The organism is Kribbella sp. NPDC055071 (assembly GCF_053608045.1).
This window is the reverse complement of the sequence record NZ_JBSGUS010000070.1, coordinates 1-1,399: the sequence shown is the minus strand read 5'-3', so window position 1 is coordinate 1,399 and position 1,399 is coordinate 1. Positions and strand designations below refer to the sequence as shown.

Sequence of the window (1,399 nt, the reverse complement as noted above, 5' to 3'; positions counted from 1 at the left end):
GTTGCTGCTGTACCCGGTTATTTGGCTGTTTGTCAGCTCGTTTAAAGAAAGCGCCAGTATTTTTACAACCTCACATTCTCTCATTCCCGACCCTTTTATTCTCAGTAACTATGCTGAAGGGTGGAAGGGCATATTGCGGGACAGCCGTTTCTGACGTTTATTAAAAACTCGGCGATTATTGTCGGGCTGTCAACAATCGGTGCCGTCATGTCATCGGCTGTCATTGCGTACGGATTTGCGCGTATACCGTTTAAGGGAAAAAAATTTTGGTTTACGTGCATGATGGGGACGTTAATGCTGCCTCATGAAGTGTTGATGATTCCGCAGTATATTATGTTTGCGAAATTAGACTGGCTGAATTCCTTTAAACCAATTGTCGTTCCGCAATTTTTCGGGCATGCGTTTTTTATCTTTCTGATGATCCAGTTTATCCGGACGATTCCCGAGGAGCTGATTCAGCCGCTCTTGTATTTGAATAAGCCGGAGCTTTACCCTGTTTCACTTGCGCTGAAGCTTTTTCTCGATACAGAGTCGGCTTCGAACTGGGGCGCGATGTTTGCCATGTCGGCCGTCTCGTTATTGCCTGTGATTCTTGTTTTCTTTTTGTTTCAGAAATATATCGTTCAGGGCATCAGTACGACCGGATTAAAATAAAAAGGAGTGTTGCAGATGGCACAGCTTATCTTTGATGAAGAAAAGGTGACGTCCGTCATTGACCGGATCGTGAAACGGACATTTCAGATGGATTTTGCGTGGGATTGGCCGGGCGGCGTCGCGTTTTACGGTGTGGCGGAGGCCTATGAAGCGACGGAAAACGAGGAATATATCAATCTGTTAAAAACGTGGGTGGATGAACAGTTGGAGGATGGGCTGCCGCCGCTTTCGATCAACGGAGTTTCCATTGGGCATACGCTTTTGTTCCTCCACAAGGTGACGGGTGATGAGGTGTATTTGGAAACAGCGGCCGAGATGGCGGAATATGTGCTGCATAAGGCGCCGCGCTTTGGCGAGGGTATCCTTCAGCATACGGTGAATGCAGCAGAATACGTGTTTCCTGAGCAGGCATGGGCGGATACGCTGATGATGGCTGGGCTGTTTATGCTGAGAATCGGGCGGATCATGGAGCGTGAGGATTATTTTGAAGACGGCCTGCGCCAGTTTCACGGACATGAGGACGTGCTTCAGGACCCTGTCACGAATTTGTACTACCACGCCTGGGACAACAAAGCGCAAAATCATCTGTCGGGGATTTATTGGGGCAGAGCGAACGGCTGGGCGGCACTCACGATGGCAAAGGCGCTCCCGCTTATTGAGGTGACACATCCTTCCTTTATGATCATCGACGGATCGCTCAGAGACCAGCTGAGCGCGCTTGTCCGGCTTCAGGATGAATCAGGGC

At 49.3% G+C, this 1,399-nt stretch carries 2 protein-coding genes; both read left to right on the top strand.

What is annotated here, in order from left to right:
- Window positions 1–120 precede the first annotated feature (120 nt).
- The gene (locus tag ACWF4Z_RS38255) at window positions 121–654 is read left to right on the top strand and encodes a carbohydrate ABC transporter permease (RefSeq protein ID WP_452248109.1); all 534 of its coding nucleotides are present in this window, start codon (window positions 121–123) and stop codon (window positions 652–654) included.
- A gap of 15 nt (window positions 655–669) precedes the next feature.
- Window positions 670–1,399, top strand: a 730-nt coding sequence (gene yesR / locus ACWF4Z_RS38250) for a rhamnogalacturonyl hydrolase YesR (RefSeq protein ID WP_452248108.1), incomplete at its 3' end; no start/stop codon positions are given.